The organism is Microbacterium sp. SWDP-B6, from assembly GCF_059803615.1.
The window spans coordinates 230449-245075 of the sequence record NZ_JAPFGV010000003.1; the positions used below are offsets into that span (position 1 = coordinate 230449).

16 protein-coding genes are annotated in these 14627 nt (G+C 69.2%); 7 read left to right on the forward strand and 9 right to left on the reverse strand.

What is annotated here, in order from left to right; all coding sequences use genetic code 11:
- Nucleotides 1–48: 48 nt before the first annotated feature.
- The gene (locus OPU70_RS07085) at nucleotides 49–714 is read right to left on the reverse strand and encodes a GntR family transcriptional regulator (protein ID WP_042536832.1); all 666 of its coding nucleotides are present in this window, start codon (nucleotides 712–714) and stop codon (nucleotides 49–51) included.
- Between the two features lie 74 nt (nucleotides 715–788).
- Complete coding sequence (locus OPU70_RS07090; protein WP_498557419.1) at nucleotides 789–1229, reverse strand: DoxX family protein; 441 nt, start codon at nucleotides 1227–1229, stop codon at nucleotides 789–791.
- 205 nt (nucleotides 1230–1434) lie between these two features.
- On the opposite strand from OPU70_RS07090, the gene OPU70_RS07095 reads away from it, so the two are divergent.
- Nucleotides 1435–2079, forward strand: a complete 645-nt coding sequence (locus tag OPU70_RS07095) for a Pr6Pr family membrane protein (RefSeq protein ID WP_056374645.1) — start codon at nucleotides 1435–1437, stop codon at nucleotides 2077–2079.
- 21 nt (nucleotides 2080–2100) lie between these two features.
- On the opposite strand, the gene OPU70_RS07100 is transcribed toward OPU70_RS07095, so the two are convergent.
- Nucleotides 2101–3522: an FAD-dependent oxidoreductase gene (locus OPU70_RS07100; RefSeq protein ID WP_498557420.1), complete on the reverse strand. Its 1422-nt coding sequence runs from the start codon at nucleotides 3520–3522 to the stop codon at nucleotides 2101–2103.
- A gap of 172 nt (nucleotides 3523–3694) precedes the next feature.
- On the opposite strand from OPU70_RS07100, the gene OPU70_RS07105 reads away from it, so the two are divergent.
- Nucleotides 3695–4129 carry a hypothetical protein gene (locus OPU70_RS07105; protein ID WP_311877925.1) on the forward strand — a complete coding sequence of 145 codons (435 nt, stop codon included), beginning with the start codon at nucleotides 3695–3697 and terminating at the stop codon, nucleotides 4127–4129.
- A gap of 22 nt (nucleotides 4130–4151) precedes the next feature.
- Here the strand turns inward: OPU70_RS07105 and OPU70_RS07110 are convergent, their stop codons facing one another.
- From OPU70_RS07110 to dnaK, 4 genes are read right to left on the reverse strand one after another with little or no spacing between them, the layout of a single operon-like run.
- Nucleotides 4152–4583: a heat shock protein transcriptional repressor HspR gene (locus OPU70_RS07110; protein WP_042536837.1), complete on the reverse strand. Its 432-nt coding sequence runs from the start codon at nucleotides 4581–4583 to the stop codon at nucleotides 4152–4154.
- Between the two features lie 43 nt (nucleotides 4584–4626).
- Entirely contained in the window at nucleotides 4627–5616 is a 990-nt protein-coding gene (locus OPU70_RS07115) for a DnaJ C-terminal domain-containing protein (RefSeq protein ID WP_498557421.1), read from the reverse strand.
- Nucleotides 5617–5623: 7 nt separating this feature from the next.
- A complete protein-coding gene (locus OPU70_RS07120) occupies nucleotides 5624–6259 on the reverse strand; it encodes a nucleotide exchange factor GrpE (protein ID WP_042536839.1) in 636 nt (211 codons plus the stop codon).
- A gap of 2 nt (nucleotides 6260–6261) precedes the next feature.
- Nucleotides 6262–8124, reverse strand: a complete 1863-nt coding sequence (dnaK, locus tag OPU70_RS07125; protein WP_042536840.1) for a molecular chaperone DnaK — start codon at nucleotides 8122–8124, stop codon at nucleotides 6262–6264.
- A gap of 229 nt (nucleotides 8125–8353) precedes the next feature.
- Between dnaK and OPU70_RS07130 the strand changes: the two genes are divergently transcribed.
- The 4 genes from OPU70_RS07130 (at nucleotide 8354) to OPU70_RS07145 (ending at nucleotide 11707) form a co-directional block, all read left to right on the forward strand.
- Complete coding sequence (locus OPU70_RS07130) at nucleotides 8354–9106, forward strand: sirohydrochlorin chelatase (RefSeq protein WP_498557422.1); 753 nt, start codon at nucleotides 8354–8356, stop codon at nucleotides 9104–9106.
- Nucleotides 9103–9843, forward strand: coding sequence for a uroporphyrinogen-III C-methyltransferase (cobA, locus tag OPU70_RS07135; RefSeq protein WP_079113732.1), 741 nt, complete (start codon nucleotides 9103–9105; stop codon nucleotides 9841–9843). Before OPU70_RS07130 ends, cobA begins: the two co-directional genes overlap by 4 nt.
- Nucleotides 9844–9984: 141 nt before the next feature.
- The gene (locus OPU70_RS07140) at nucleotides 9985–10986 is read left to right on the forward strand and encodes an NAD(P)/FAD-dependent oxidoreductase (RefSeq protein ID WP_498557437.1); all 1002 of its coding nucleotides are present in this window, start codon (nucleotides 9985–9987) and stop codon (nucleotides 10984–10986) included.
- 34 nt (nucleotides 10987–11020) lie between these two features.
- Nucleotides 11021–11707: a hypothetical protein gene (locus OPU70_RS07145; RefSeq protein ID WP_311877923.1), complete on the forward strand. Its 687-nt coding sequence runs from the start codon at nucleotides 11021–11023 to the stop codon at nucleotides 11705–11707.
- A 42-nt stretch (nucleotides 11708–11749) separates the two neighbouring features.
- Here OPU70_RS07145 and OPU70_RS07150 read toward each other — a convergent pair whose 3' ends face one another.
- Nucleotides 11750–12211, reverse strand: a complete 462-nt coding sequence (locus OPU70_RS07150) for a DUF3817 domain-containing protein (RefSeq protein ID WP_498557423.1) — start codon at nucleotides 12209–12211, stop codon at nucleotides 11750–11752.
- Nucleotides 12212–12281: 70 nt separating this feature from the next.
- On the opposite strand from OPU70_RS07150, the gene OPU70_RS07155 reads away from it, so the two are divergent.
- Complete coding sequence (locus OPU70_RS07155; RefSeq protein ID WP_079113735.1) at nucleotides 12282–13199, forward strand: helix-turn-helix transcriptional regulator; 918 nt, start codon at nucleotides 12282–12284, stop codon at nucleotides 13197–13199.
- An 18-nt stretch (nucleotides 13200–13217) separates the two neighbouring features.
- Here OPU70_RS07155 and OPU70_RS07160 read toward each other — a convergent pair whose 3' ends face one another.
- Nucleotides 13218–14423 (reverse strand): MFS transporter, encoded by a 1206-nt coding sequence (locus tag OPU70_RS07160; protein WP_498557424.1) that lies wholly within the window; start codon nucleotides 14421–14423, stop codon nucleotides 13218–13220.
- Between the last annotated feature and the right edge of the window lie 204 nt (nucleotides 14424–14627).

A 14627-nucleotide genomic window follows, 5' to 3' on the forward strand; every position in this document is an offset into this window, starting at 1 on the left:
CCCGGCGCCTGGCGCCGCGCGGCAGCCGCTGTCAGGCGGCAGCCGCAGTCAGGCCGGCCGGTCGGCCAGTTCGCTGAGCATCCGATCGCGCGCGCCGTCGAGGTGCGCGGTGAGCACTGACGCCGCCTCCTCGGGCGTGCCTGAGCGCATCACGTCCATGAGCTTCATGTGGTCGTCGGAGGACTCGTGAAGGTCGTCGTCGTGGTTGATGGTGACCTCGAGAAGCGACGCGAAGGTCGGCAGATACTGACTCCACGCACCCTGCAGGCGCGGATGGTCGGCCAGCACGTAGATCTCCGAATGGAACTCGAGGTCGGCTGCGACGAACGCCGCATGGTCGCCCGCGTCCGCGGCCTGCCCCATTCTCTCGACGGCGGCCGCCATCGCCGCCCAGCGCGCGTCGTCGTCGACTCTCATGGCACGTGAGAGCGCGAGCTGCTCGAGAGCGCCGCGCAGACTGTAGAGCTGATCGACGTCGTCCTGCGAGAGACCCGTGATGTACACCCCGCGCGGACGCTGCACTTCGACGAGCTTCTCGAAGCTGAGCTGGGTGAGGGCGTCGCGGATCGGCCCCCGGCTCACCGAGAACTCCTCGGCGAGCGCCTCTTCGGTGATGCGCGCGCCGGGCGAGAGCTCGCCTCGGACGATGCGCTGACGCAGGACCTGCGCCACCTGTGCGCCGAGGGACTCTCCGCGCTTGACCGTCTGTGTCACGGTGACCTCCTGTTAACTGTTGACAGGATACACACCGGCCGAGGGGGCGTCCCGTGGAACGCCCCCTCGTCTCGTCAGCTGAGCCAGGCGGGCACCCGGCCGCGCAGGAAGGCGCCGTCGAGCGAGAAGCGCCCAGCGCCCGTGAGCGCGAGAGCCAGCGCGGCTGCACCGAGCACGGCGACGAACTCGTATCCGCCTTGACCGACCCAGAGTCCCGCGGCGAGGTGCACGAGGACCAGCGCCACGACCATGTCGATCGCGAGCAGGATGCCGGCCAGGCGGGTGAAGAGGCCGAGGACCAGCAGGATTCCGCCGATCAGCTCGACGAAGGCGACGAACGGTGCCGCGATCTCGGGCATGGGGACCCCCATGCCCGAGAAGCTGCCGATCGTGCCGGGGATCGTGTATTCGAAGATCTTCTGCGCCCCGTGAGCGGTGAAGACGGCGCCGACCACGATGCGCAGGACGAGGAGTCCCAGCGAGGCGGCGGCGGAGGGGGCGGTGGTGTTCGTCATGAGGAGGTGTTCCTTCGTGGCAGGACACCGCGCGCCAGGCGCGGAGCAGGGGCTATCCCTCCTTCCACGCTATTCAGACGACTTTTCCGTCTCCTGTGCGCAGCTCGTCGCAGCCCCGCGCGCCGCGCCTTCCGTAGACTCGCCGGATGGGAGATGCGCCGTCTGGCCGACGATGCGCACAGCCGGAAAGGGGCACGAGGCGAGAGTGAGGGCACGATCGGCGTTCGGCGTGCTGCGCTTGGCCACGGCCGCAGTGTGCACCGTCGCGCTCGTGCACCGGCTGTTCTGGGGCCTGAGCTCCCGATCGATCGCGGGAGAGAACTTCTTCGCGTACCTGACGGTCCAGTCCAATTGCGCGCTCGTGGTCGTGCTGCTGATCGGTGCGGTGCTCGCCTTCATCCGGGCGACGGATCCTCGCTGGTTCACGGTCGCGCTGGCGCTCGTGCTCACCTGGACGATCACGGCAGGACTCGCCTTCGCGCTGATCGTCTGGCAGGCGGGACTCCGCGGCATTCGCGTCGACGTGCCATGGTCTGATCAGGTGCTGCATTTCTGGCTGCCTGCGTGCACCGCCCTCGCCTGGGTGCTCACACCGGGGCACCGCGGCGTGCCCTGGTGGGTGGTGCCGACGGCGCTCACCTTCCCGCTCGCGTGGGGCGGTGTCACGATGTGGCGCGGGCCGTCTGTGGGGTGGTACCCGTATTACTTCCTCGACCCCCGACAGGTATCAGGGCCTCCCGAGTTCCTGCTCACCAGCGGGGTGGCGCTGGCGATCTTCGCGCTCGTCGCGACGTTCATCGTGCTCGTCAGCCGGATGCGGCGACGCGGCCAGGAGCGCCCGGAGGTCTGAGCCCGCTGCGGCCGGTGCGAGTCAGGCCGGTGCCGTGAGGAACGGTGCGAGCGAGGCGATCGCCGCCTCGAGCGCCTTCTGCTCGCTCATCTCGGCGAACGTGGCTGCCGCTTCTCCGCCGACGATCCCCACCACGACGTTCTCGCCCGTGGCCGGTGCGAGGTCGATCCAGGTGCGGATCAGCGCATCGCCGCCGACGACGTGCCAGAGCGTCGCAGCGGACTCGGCGTCAGCACCCTCTTCGGCGTCGCCGTCAGCGTCGCCTTCGGGCTCGGGTGCCGACACGATCAGAGGATCGTCGAAGCGCAGCCAGACCGTCTCGATGAGTCCCATCCCGAGCTCGGCGATGGCACCGCGATGACCGAAGGGCAGCGCCGGAGCGAACTCCACGCCCTCGCCCTTCAGCACTCCGAGCGGCACCGTGATCAGGACTCGGTCGAACGACAGCGACTCCCCCGAGGCGATGCCGAGGCTGACGCCGGCGTCGTCGTAGGCCACGCGACTGACGGGCGATGAGAGGCTCAGCTTCGCGCCCTCGAGAAGCTCGTCGATGGCCGGGGTCAGGTCGCCGAGAGGTGCCACCAGCTCGTCGGTGGGAAGCCGAGGGGGGAACCAGGTCGACTCGTCGGAGGCATCGGCCCCCGATGCGGCCGCGATCGAAGCGAGCAGCGCCGCGAGTCCCGGCTCGTCAGGATCAGCGCCCGCTGCCGTCAGCGCATCCTCGAGAGACGAGTCGGTCGGCCCCTGCTGGGCGGTGGCGATCGCCGCCTGCACCGGTTCGATCGGCGCCGGCTCGACGTCTCCGTCAGTCGATCGCCACAGCGAACCCGAGATCGGTGCCGTCCGGATGTCGCGGGCGTTGAGAGTCTCGAGCAGGACGTCGTCGGACGAGCCGAGCAGCCAGCCGCCCAGTTGCGCGGGGAAGGGCCAGGCCGTGTCGTCGACCACCGAGTGCACGCGTCCGCCGATGCGGTCGCGCGCCTCGAACACCGTGACCTGCAGCCCCTCGGCGACGAGTCGGGCAGCGGCGGCGGCACCGGCGAGACCTGCGCCGACGATCGCCACGCGCTCACCGCTGTCGGCGGCGCGAACGAGCTCGTCGGCGGCTCGATCACCGGATCGGAGCGCGGCGGCGATCGTGCCCGGCGCCTCGACGTCGGTCGCTTCGCCCGAGAAGAAGAGCCGGTCGTCGATCGGCTCGGCCAGCGCCTCGCGGGCCCTCGCCTGTGTGCCGACCGGAGTGAAGCTCGCAGCGCCGAGCGCGAACGGGTCGGTCGTCCACGAGCTGCGGGCGAATGCGGCGGGGGTGATCGCACCCGCGGTCGGCTTCGGAGTGGGCGAGCGATCGGGCGTGGGCGACGGCGCCGGCTCGGGAGTGCAGGAGGCCAGCAGGACTCCCAGGACACCGGCTCCGGCGCCCATCAGCAGTGTGCGACGCGTCATCCTCATCGTGTCGCAACGATACCGCGCGCGGGTGGCCGACGCGTGCGAGGACCCCTCCTGCACAGACTCGCCTGCCGCTCGATCCGCCCCCACGCCTGCGGGATCATCGCGGTCGGGCCTCGTCCGATCACGCAACACTGCCATTCTGGCGCGACGTTCACAGGATGGAGACATGACGATGAACGAACCTCAGATCTGGACGCTCATCGCGGTGTTCTCCGCGACGATGCTGGGGGTCGTGACGGTCATGACCACGCAGTTCAGCAGAGTCATCCGGGCTGAGATCGGCCGTCTCGACGGCAGGCTCACCGGACAGATCAGCGGGCTCGAAGGAATGCTCACCGGCAAGATCGAGGCACTCGACCACCGACTCACCGGCAAGATCGAGGCACTCGACCACCGGCTCAGCGGACAGATCGAAGCACTCGACCACCGGCTCAGCGGACAGATCGAAGCACTCGACCACCGGCTCAGCGGACAGATCGAGTCGCTCGAGTGGCGGCTCAACGGCAGGATCGACGCTCTCGACTCGAAACTGACCGCGCGCATCGACACGCTCGACAAAGAGGTGGCCGACATCGCAACCCGATTCTTCGGTGCCGCCTAGCAGTCGTGCAGTTCGCCGACTATCAACTGCGGCCGCTGCCCGGGTGCCAGAGCACGACCTCGGCCGAGCGGCGGATGCGGCGGCCACTGGGCACCGGAATGACGCCGGCGGATCCCGCGGCGAACACGCGCATGCCCGGACGGTTGTCGCGCTCGGCACGCAGCGCGGCGTCGAGTTCGGCCACGCGGCTGCGCAGCATCCGGTTCTCGTCTTCGAGGTCGAGGACACGCGCGATCGCCGGAAGACTCATGCCCTCGGATGACAGCTGGGCGACCTCGCGGAGCTGTTCGATGTTGCGGGTCGAATAGCGACGAGAGCCGCCGGAGGTGCGACCGGGCACCACGAGCCCGATGCGGTCGTACTGCCGCAGCGTCTGCGGGTGAAGACCCGAGAGCTGGGCGGCGACGGCGATCGCGAACACCGGGGTGTCGGCGTCCACGCGCTGGTCAGCCACAGTGGATCACCTCCTCCTCGGTGTTCGCGTTCGTCATGATCTTCTAGCGCCGTGCCTTCGCCATGAGGTCGGCACGCGGGTTCTCCGCCGGCTCCAGCGACTGGAACTTCTCCAGTGCCTCCCGAGCGGCCTCGTCGAGGTGCGACGGCACCGCGATCTGCAGCTCGGCGAGCAGGTCGCCCGTGCCCTTCGAAGTGGCGACGCCGCGACCCTTGACGCGCAGGACGCGTCCGGACGGCGTGCCGGGTGCGACACGGAGCTTGACCGTGTCGCCGCTGAGCGTCGGAACCTCGATCGTCGCGCCGAGTGCCGCCTCGGTGAAGGTCACCGGCACGACCACGCGCAGGTTCAGCCCCTCGCGGGTGAACACCGGATGCGGTCGCACCGCGATCTGCACCACGACGTCGCCGTTCTCCCCACCATCGGGCGAGGAACGACCGCGTCCGCGGAGTCTGATCTTCTGCCCGTCGGCGACACCGGCAGGGATCTTCACCTTGAACGGTTTGCCGTCGTCCCCCTGCAGGCTGATGGTCTCACCCTGCACGGCTGTGGCGAAGTCGAGCGTGGTGCGCGCCGTGACATCGGCGCCCTTCTGGGGCCCGCCGAAGCCGCGGTATCCGCCGGAGGTCTGGCCGAATCGACCGGAGCCGAACGGGCCGCCCTGACCCTGGTTGAACATCGCGAAGATGTCCTCGAAGTCGGCGGACTGCTGCTGCCCGCGCCCCTGCTGCCCGAACCGGCTGAAGACGTCTTCGAAGCCGCCTGCTCCCGCACCGCCCGCCGTGAAGCGTGCGCCCGAGCCCATGGCGCGGATCTCGTCGTACTCCTTGCGCTGCTCGGGATCCGAGAGCACCGAGTACGCCTCGCTGATCTCTTTGAACTTCGCCTCCGCCTTCTCGTCACCCTGATTGGAGTCGGGGTGGTACTTGCGAGCGAGCTTGCGGTAGGTCTTCTTGAGATCAGCGTCGCTGACGTCCTTCGAGACCCCGAGGATCTTGTAGAAGTCCTTGTCGAACCAGTCCTGGCTAGCCATCGATCACCTACTCTGCGGGTACGGCGACGACGACCTTCGCGGGACGCAGCTCGACGTCACCGAGGCGGTAACCCACCTCGACGACCTCGAGCACCGTGGTCTTGTCGGCGCCCGGGGTGGGCTGCTGGAAGATCGCCTCGTGGCGCTGCGGGTCGAATTCCTCGCCCTTCTCACCGTACGAGACGACACCGAGACGCTCGACGACCGTGCGCACCTTGCCGGCGATCACGGCGAAGGGCGTGCCTTCGACCAGATCACCGTGCTGAGCGGCGCGATCGAGATCGTCGAGCACGGGGATGAGGCCCTTGGCGGCCTCGCCCTTCGCGCGCTCGATCTCGACCTGACGCTGCTCTTCGGTGCGTCGGCGGTAGTTGGCGTATTCGGCCTGGAGCCGCTTGAGGTCGTTCAGCAGCGCGTTCTCGGCGTCGGCGATCGCGGCATCCCCCGCAGCGGCCTCAGCCGTCTGGTCGGCGTTCAGGATGTCGTCGATCGTGAAGTCCGCGTCGTCAGAGCCCTCCGCAGCCCGGGCCTCATCAGAGTCCGGGTTGTGCGGCGCGGGGCCGGATGCCTGAGCATCCGACCCCTCGCTGTGACCTTCGGCGGGCTCAGGAACCTGATTGTCGTCGAAGTTCTTGTCCGTCATGATTACTTCTTCTCGTCCTCGTCGTCGACGACCTCGGCGTCGATGACGTCCTCGTCGGAGGAGCTGTCATCGGCCGGAGCCTCGCCCGCGGCGTCGGCGCTCGGGGCGCCCTCCGCCTGGGACTGTGCGTAGATGGCCTCGCCGATCTTGCCCTGCGACTGGTTCAGCTTGTCGAACGCGGTCTTCACGGCCTCGTCGTCTTCGCCGGCCAGAGCCGTCTTGAGAGCGTCGACGTCGGCCTTGACCTCGGTCTTCACGTCCTCGGGCAGCTTGTCGTCGTTCTCGGTGATCAGCTTCTCGATCGAGTACGCGAGCGTCTCGGCCTGGTTGCGGACCTCGGCAGCCTCGCGGCGAGCCTTGTCCTCAGCCGCGTGCTCCTCGGCCTCGCGCACCATGCGCTCGATGTCCTCCTTCGACAGCGACGAGCCGCCGGAGATGACGATGGACTTCTCGGTGCCCGTGCCCTTGTCCTTCGCGGACACGTGCACGATGCCGTTGGCGTCGATGTCGAACGTGACCTCGATCTGCGGGATGCCACGGGGAGCCGGGGCGATTCCGGTGAGCTCGAACGTGCCCAGCGGCTTGTTGTCGCGGGTGAAGTCGCGCTCGCCCTGGAAGACCTGGATCGCGACGGACGGCTGGTTGTCGTCTGCCGTGGTGAAGGTCTCGCTGCGCTTGGTCGGGATGGCCGTGTTGCGCTCGATGAGCTTGGTCATCATGCCGCCCTTGGTCTCGATGCCGAGGCTGAGGGGGGTGACGTCGATGAGCAGAACGTCCTTGCGCTCGCCCTTGAGGACACCGGCCTGGAGGGCGGCGCCCACGGCGACGACCTCATCGGGGTTGACGCCCTTGTTGGCCTCCTTGCCGGTCTCGCGCTTGACGAGCTCGGCGACGGCGGGCATGCGGGTCGATCCACCCACGAGCACGATGTGGTCGATGTCGGCGACCTTGATGCCGGCTTCGCGGATGACGTCCTCGAACGGCTTCTTGGTGCGGTCGAGCAGGTCCTTCGTCAGGTCCTCGAACTTCGCGCGGGTGATGGTCTCGCTCAGCGACACCGGACCCGACTCGGTCAGCGACAGGTACGGGAGGTTGATGCTGGTGCTGGTCGAGGAGGAGAGCTCCTTCTTGGCCTGCTCCGCAGCCTCCTTGAGACGCTGCAGGGCGATCTTGTCACCCGAGACGTCAACGCCGGTGGTCTCCTTGAACTGCTTGATCAGGTGGTCGACGAGGCGCTGGTCCCAGTCGTCACCGCCGAGGCGGTTGTCACCCGCGGTGGAGCGCACCTGGATGGTCGAGAAGTCGTCGTCCTTGCCCACCTCGAGCAGCGAGACATCGAACGTTCCGCCACCGAGGTCGAAGACCAGGATGAGCTCGTCTTCCTTGCCCTTGTCGAGTCCGTATGCCAGAGCTGCGGCGGTGGGCTCGTTGATGATGCGCAGGACGTTGAGGCCCGCGATCTCGCCGGCCTCCTTGGTGGCCTGACGCTCGGCGTCGTTGAAGTACGCGGGGACGGTGATGACGGCGTCCGTCACCGTGTCACCCAGGTAGGACTCGGCGTCGCGCTTCAGCTTCTGGAGGATGCGCGCGGAGATCTCCTGCGGCGTCCACTTCTTGCCGTCGACGTCGAACGTCCAGTCGGTGCCCATGTGGCGCTTGACGGACGCGATGGTGCGGTCGACGTTCGTGACGGCCTGGCGCTTCGCGGTCTCGCCGACGAGCACCTCGCCGTCCTTCGTGAATGCGACGACCGAGGGGGTGGTGCGGAAGCCCTCGGCATTGGCGATGACCTTCGGCTCGCCACCCTCGAGGACGCTGACGACGGAGTTCGTCGTACCGAGGTCGATTCCAACAGCACGTGCCATGTGATTCTCCTTAGTTGCTGAGGTTGATGTGGGTCTGGAAATCCGGGGCGATCAGGGAAACCTGAGTCGCGATGGCTCAACTGTACTCCGACCTCCGGACGCTGTCAAATAAAGTTGATATGAACCGGCTCAACTTTTGAATCGGACGCCTCGACCCCGCACATCCGCACCTGCGTCGAGGCGAGGATCTCGAAACACCGCCGTCACACGGCTCACCTAGAGTCCCTGCATGAGCCGCCCCATCCTCCTCGCCGTGTCGCACGGAACCTCGGATGCTGAGGGAGCCCGTGCCATCTCCGATCTGGTCGGCGCGGTCGCCGCAGCGATGCCCGAGGTCGAGGTGCGCAGCGCCTTCGTCGACGTGCAGCAGCCCGATGCCGCCGACCTGTTGCCGACGATCGACGGGCCCGTCGTGATCGTGCCGCTGCTGCTCTCGCGCGGCTTCCACGTGCATCACGACCTGCACGGCATGGCGGCGAAGAAGGCGGATGCCGTGGTCAGCGCCCCGATGGGCCCCGACCCCCGGCTCGCCGAAGTTCTCGCGGAACGGCTGTCCGAGACGCTCTCGACCGTTGCCGACTCGAAGCACACCGAGGATGCGTCCGTGATCCTCGCCGTCGCCGGCTCGCGCGACCCCGCCTCGCTGACGGATGCCGAAGCCATGGCGTCTCTTCTCTCGCTGCGGCTCGGCAGAAGGGTCGAGCTCTCCTACCTCGCCGCGCGCGAGCCCGACCTGCCCCATGCGCTGCGCGAGCACCCCGACGCGGTCGTCTCGACATACCTGCTCGCCCGCGGCTTCTTCTTCGACCTCACCCTGAGGCAGGCGCCGGGCCGACGCGTCACCGCGCCCCTGCTCGACGGCACGACCGTGCCGCAGCCGCTGATCGACCTCGTCATCGCCCGATACGAGGAGGCGTCGGAGCAGCTGCTCACCGCACAGTCCCCCGGGGCCGCGCTGACGCCCGAGCCCGCACAGTCATGACCCTCGGCACGGTCACCCTGGTCGGAGCAGGACCCGGCGATGCCGGCCTGCTGACCCTGAGGGGGCTGCGCGCCCTGCAGCAGGCCGATGTGATCGTAGCCGACCGCCTCGGAGCCCGCGCCGTGCTCGCACAGCTCGCCGACGAAGGAGTGCAGCTCGACGCCGAGGTCATCGACGTCGGCAAGCTCCCCGGTCATCACCCGGTGCCGCAGGACGGCATCAACGAGCTGCTCCTCTCGCTGGCCCAGCAGGGCCGGCATGTGGTGCGGCTCAAGGGCGGCGACCCCTTCGTCTTCGGACGAGGGCGCGAGGAGCAGCTCTTCTGCGAAGCCGCCGGCATCGCGGTCGATGTCATCCCGGGCGTCACGAGCGCAGTGGCGGTGCCAGGTCTCGCCGGGATCCCCCTGACCCAGCGCGGCATCGCTGAGACATTCACCGTGGCCAGCGCCCACGACCAGATCGAGGCGCTCGGGGGCGGACGCGACCACACCGTCGTGCTGCTGATGGGAGTGAACACGCTCGGGCATTCCGCGCATGTGCTCGCCGCGGGGTCGCGCGGCGCCGACTGCCCGGTGGCCATCATCGAAGACGGGTTCGGTGCCCGACAGCGAGTCACGGTCGGCACCCTCGGCACGATCGCCCACCTCGCCGCGGTTCGACAGGTGCGATCCCCCGCGGTCGTCGTGGTCGGTGACGTGGTCGCGCTCAGCCCGCACGCCGGGATCAGCCCGAGTTAGGCGACCCTCAGTCAAGAGGTGGCAGACTGTCGTCAGCGGACCGATTCTCGCCCGATGAGCGCGTCCGTCGGCGGCGCCGCCATGGTCGGCGCATCCGCGCCCGGTCACACGGCGGTCACCGCTCTTCTCCCGGGAGCGCGAATGACTGACACGGACACCTACGACGTGCTCGTGATCGGCGGTGGCCCTGCAGGGCTGTCCGCCGCCCTCAACCTGGGCCGTTCGCTCATGCGCGTGCTGGTGGTCGACGCCGACCGTCCGCGCAACGCCGCCACGCTGAACTCGCACGGCTTCCTCACCCGTGACGGGGTGGCCCCGCACGAGCTGCGCCGCATGGCCCGCGACGAGCTCGCCGCGTACCCGAACATCGAGGTGCGCACGCGCGTCAGGGTGCTCGAACTCCGCAGATCGGCTCCCCCGGCGGATGCCGGGACGGATGCCGAGACGGATGCCGAGACGGATGCGGGAACGGATTCGGGGACGGATGCCGGTTTCACGGCATCCGTCGGCCGCAAGGACCCGACCGACGTGGTGACCGCTCGGAGCGTGCTGCTCGCGACGGGCCTGCGCGAGACCCTTCCCGACGTCCCGAATCTGCGGGGCTTCTACGGCATCAGCCTGTTCAGCTGCGCGGCATGCGACGCGTGGGAGCTGCGCGGGCGACGACTCGCCCTCATCGGAGAGACGCCCGACCTCGCCGACCGCGCCCGGCTCATCTCGCGCTGGACCGAGAGCCTCACCGTCTTCACCCTCGGCGCGGACACGGTCACGGCCGCGGAGGAGGCCGAGCTCGCCTCCACGGGGGTCGCCGTGCTGCGGCATCCGATCGCCGAGCTCGTCGGAGACCGCGGGCGCATCGAGGCGATCCGGCTGACAGACGGCACCGTCGTCGCGGTCGAGGGCGGTTTCGTGCGACCCGAGTGGCAGACCGATGTGTCATTCCTGCACGGGTTCGCCCCCGCCATCGACCACGACGGGCACCTCGTCACCGATCGGTCGGGCCGCACCGACATCCCGGGGCTCTATGCCGCCGGTGATGCGGCGATCCCCGGCCCCCAGCAGCTGATCGTCGCAGCAGGCGCGGGCGCGAGGGTCGCGTCGGTCATGGTGCACGATGCGGTCGGCATCGCCACGGCGCACTGAATCAGCCGGCATACCGGCGACTAGGCTGACCGGCATGACGCGCATCTCGCAGGCCCCGCAGCTCGCCCGCCTCGCCGCCCTCTCGGTGATCGCGCTGGCCGCGCTGCCGCTCAGCGGCTGCCTGTATGCGCAGATCCCCGTGAACGTGCCGGATGGCGACGGGCCAGAGCCCTCCCCGACTTCGATCCCGTCCGAGCAGCCCTCGGACGAGCCCGCCGGCGACCTGCCATCGACCATGACCTTCGCAGACGGTGCCGACATCCCTTCGGAGGCGTACATCCAGTGGGGCGACGGGCTCATCGCCGACGACGGCTGGAAGATCGTCAAGCCGGACGACGGCAACGGAGGCTGGACGTACGGCACGGTCGACGACACCTGCACGGCCCAGTTCTGGCAGGGGCTGATCCCCGATGTGCCGACCGTGGCCGGCGACGACAGCGTCAGCTCGGATGCCATGCTCGCCGTCATACTCGGCGAAGCGGACGCCGCCGCGATCACCCCGCTCGCGACGACGGGGTCGTTCAGCTATCAGGTCGGCGGCAACGCCGACGTCGAGAACCGCCAGGTCGTGGGCGAAGAGGGCGAACGCCGATGGGCGATGGCCGCACGGGCCTTCACCGCGACGGGTGTCGGACTCTACGTGATCGTCGACTGCACCGGTGGCGACCTGCAGGCCACGATGGCCGAGGTCATCGACAGCAACGCCGTCGTCATCCAGTGACGCCGGCCGCCCGGCATCCGCTCTGCTGACGCCGGGCGGAGATCACTTGCCGCCCGGCGGGCCCACGAGCAGCAGGATCACGTACAGCGCGACGATGCCGACGACGAGCAGGATCGCCAGCACCCACGGGCGGCGCAGGAACCAGCGCATGAGCCTGTCGTACCAGCGCGCATCGCGCGGGTCCTGCGTCTGCTCCAGCCGCCACTCGCCGGCCAGGCGGCCGGTGCGATGCAGCCAGATCTCCATGGGAATGGTCGCGTAGGGGACGATGGCGCTCGCCACGGCCAGGACCGCGACGCCGAGGTGCCAGCGCTGGTTGAGCGCGACGAGCACGGCGGTCGCCGCGTACGCGAGGAACACGAACCCGTGGACGCCACCGCCGATCGTGACGACGATTCCCGGCGCACCTGCGGCACGGGCGATGATCGCCGAGATCAGGATGGTCCAGGTGATCGCCTCCGCGATCGCGAGAACTCGGAACAGGCGGTCGGGTGTGCGGAACACGGGACTCCTCGGGTGGGGGTCCGTCCAGCGTATCCGGAATAGCTATGCGCCCCCGGGTGTTGCCGAAGGCATGGTGACCGTCGACTCCGCAGCCCTCGGGCACGTGCTCGACTCCGTCGACCTCCGCGTCGGCATCGCCCGTCGCGTCGCCCTCGCCCCAGGCGGGCTCCTGCCGATCCCGTCGGGTTCGGCCACCCTCGTCTACATCGCCTCGGGCTCGGTGCACGGGCATCCCCCGCTGACCACCGGATGCCGCCTCGACGTCGACCCCGCAGCGCAGATCGTCGCGGTGGACGATCGCCCGCTGCACGCGAACCTGGTCGCCGGAGACGCGTTCCTGACGCTCGGCCGCTCGTCGATCGCCCTCGAAGCCGACGGGGTGACCGACCTCGTCGTCGTCGACCTCGAATTCTCCGACAGCGCCGCGATGATCGCCGCGCTCCTTCCCGATCCGATCACCGTCATGTCGTTCGCCGCGCTGGAACCGGCCGCAGCCGCACTCGCCGGAAGCATGGGCCCCACCGACCCCACGACCTGCCCGTCACGCCAGGGCGACCCGGTGATCTGCCGGATGATGGCGCAGACCGTGCTGCTCTCGGTGATCCGCGCATGGGCCGCCAACGGCTGCGCGCCGGCCGGCTGGCCCTCCGTGTCGAATGATCCGTTCCTCGACCGCGTCGTCGAGGCGATCCATGAGCAGCCCGGCCGCGACTGGACGGTCGAACGCCTCGCGAGCGTCGGCGCGATGTCGCGCTCCGTGTTCGCCGAGCGATTCCGCAGCGCGATCGGCCGCTCACCCGCCGACTACGTCACCGAGGTGCGCGTCGACGCGGCGAAGCGGATGCTGAGCGAGGGCCGCTCGGTCAGCGAGACGTCGCGCGAACTGGGCTACGCCTCCGACGAGGGCTTCAGCCGGGCTTTCCGCCGCCGCACGGGGATGACTCCGTCGGTCTGGCGGGCGACGCAGCTCACCGCCGTCCCTGCCTGAGCCGGCCCTGCCCGCCGCTCAGGCGCGCTTCGCCGCCGCGACGCTCCTGCGGTTCGACATTCCGAAGAGCACGGCGCCGACCAGCAGGGACGCGGCCCCGAGCACGTAGACGAACTCGACATCGAGGGTGTCGACGAGCAGTCCGCCGACTCCGGCGGCGATCGTGATCGCGCCCTGGAATCCCACGACCACGAGGCTTCCGCCCGCCTCGAGCCGGTCGGGCGAGCGGTGCCCCACCCACGTGTTGATCACGAGCAGCCACGAGGAGAAGAAGAAACCCCAGACCAGCACGACGATGCCGATGCCGAGGACCGACCCCGAGAGGAAGATCATCGACAGCACCGACGCAGCGATCACCAGGGGGGCGAACACCGCGAAGAAGCCGAAGGTGCGGTCGATGAAGAACCCGAGCCCGAGGTTGCCGGCGAGGCCTCCGAGTCCGAAGAGGGCGAGAAGCAGGATGATCGTCGACGGCTCGATCTCGGGGATGCGTTCGAGCGCGAGTCGCACGTACGTGTAGGCGAGGAAGTGACCGAGCACGACGAGCACGTGCCCGACCATGCCGAGCCCGATGCCGGGACGACGCAGCGTGTCGACGAGGAGCCGGATGCTGGCGCCCTGCTCGGCCGGGACCGAAGGGAGCATGAACCGCAGCGCCACGGCGACCAGCACCATGAGGACGCCCGCGATCGCGAACACGGTCTGCCAGTCGACGATCTCGCTGAGCATCACACCGAGGGGCACTCCCGCGACGGTCGCGAGCGACACACCCGCGGAGGTGAACATGACGCCTCGCCCGAGGTGCTCCGGGCCCGCCAGGCGCACGGCGACCGTGATCGACATCGCCCAGAAGGCGCTGATCGCCGCACCCAGCAGGAACCGCGCGAGCAGCACGATGATGAGGTTGGGCGCGATCGCGACGATGAGGTTCGACGCGGCTGCGGCGAGCGCCATCCAGACGAGCAGCGAGCGCCGGTCGAGGCGGGGGAAGATCAGCCCCACCGTGGGCGCCACGATCAGACCTACGAGCGCGGTGACCGTGACCGTCTGCCCCGCCTGGCCTGGTGTGACGCCGAGAGCGTCGGCCATCTCGGTGAGCACGCCGTTGGGCAGGAATTCGGCCGTGACGAGAAGGAACCCCATCAGCATCAGCACGATGAGTCCGCCGTAGCGGATGCTCTCGGTGCGGGCGGTCGTCACGGGTACGGGCGCGGTCGTGGTCATGGTTCAACACTCCCAGGCGCGGAGGCCGGTCGCCCGACGCGGCGTCCAGGGCATCCGACCATTCGTCCGGACTGCGGTGAGACCGGGAGAGCCGGGTCTGGACAGCATCCGCCCGCGCCCCCTAGGCTCGACGACGCACCGGGTTCTCCCGGAAGGCCAGAGCGAGAGGAGTGGATGACATGAACACCGTCTCTGTCGTGCCCG